Source organism: Caballeronia terrestris (genome assembly GCF_001544515.1).
Classification (GTDB): Bacteria; Pseudomonadota; Gammaproteobacteria; order Burkholderiales; family Burkholderiaceae; genus Caballeronia; species Caballeronia terrestris.
Genome location: NZ_FCOL02000478.1, coordinates 1 through 1,072 on the forward strand (window position 1 = coordinate 1; position 1,072 = coordinate 1,072).

Annotated in this window: 1 protein-coding gene and 1 pseudogene; both read left to right on the top strand. The window is 61.1% G+C overall.

Annotated elements, in window-relative coordinates; genetic code table 11:
* A pseudogene (locus AWB67_RS40500) lies at positions 1-139 on the top strand (carbohydrate ABC transporter substrate-binding protein); the annotation flags it as partial.
* A 55-nt stretch (positions 140-194) separates the two neighbouring features.
* Positions 195-1,072: carbohydrate ABC transporter permease (locus tag AWB67_RS38395; RefSeq protein WP_087660906.1), on the top strand; the 878-nt coding region annotated here is incomplete at its 3' end.

Here is a 1,072-nt window from a genome sequence, read left to right on the forward strand (position 1 = left end):
GTTCTACGATCGCGACATGACGAAGGAAATGGCGGACGAAGGCATGAAGGGCATGCAGCAGTTCATCTCCGATCCGACGAAGCTCGATTCGATCCTCGCGCAACTCGAAGCGACCCGCCAGCGCATCTACAAGAAGTGAAGCACGCGGCTGAGCGGCGCGCCCGACGTGCGCCGCTCATGTAAGGAGCACGACCATGCAATCAACCGACACCCTGGCTCTACCCGCGACGAAGCGGCGTCGCCGTCGTCGCGCCTCGGCGACGGCGCGTCAGCAGCGGCTCGCCGCGTTCCTCTTTCTCGCGCCAGCATGCGTGATGGTCGGCATCTACGTGATATGGCCGATCCTGTCGAGTATCGGGCTCAGTTTCTATAACTGGGACGGGATGGCGGAGAAGACATTCGTCGGCGTCGGGAATTACGTCGAACTGTTTCAGGCGCCGACGTTTTACACCGCGCTGAAGAATAACGTGCTGTGGCTCGCGCTCTTTTTACTCGCGCCACCGATGGGGCTCGGCATCGCGCTGTATCTGAACCAGGCGGTGGCCGGCATCCGTGTGGTCAAATCGCTGTTCTTCGCGCCCTTCGTGCTCTCGGGCGTGGTGGTCGGCCTGATGTTCAGCTGGTTCTACGACCCGACCTTCGGCCTGCTCAAGCTGATTCTCGGACACGGCGTGCCTGTCCTCGGTGATCCGCGCTATGTCACGTTCGGGATCATTTTCGCGGCGCTCTGGCCGCAAACCGCGTACTGCATGATCTTGTACCTGACGGGGTTGACGTCGCTAAATTCGGAGCAGATCGAGGCGGCGCGCATGGAGGGCGCGAGCGGCTGGACGATGCTCTGGCACGTGATCCTCCCGCAACTGCGACCGACGACCTTCATGGCAATCGTGGTCACCATCATCGGCGCGCTGCGCAGCTTCGATCTGATCGCCGTGATGAGCGGAGGAGGGCCGTTCGAAAGTTCGACGGTGCTCGCCTATTACATGTACGACCAGGCGATCAAGTACTACCGGATCGGCTATTCGGCCGCGATCGCCGTGGTGCTGTTCGCAATCATGATGGTGTACATCGT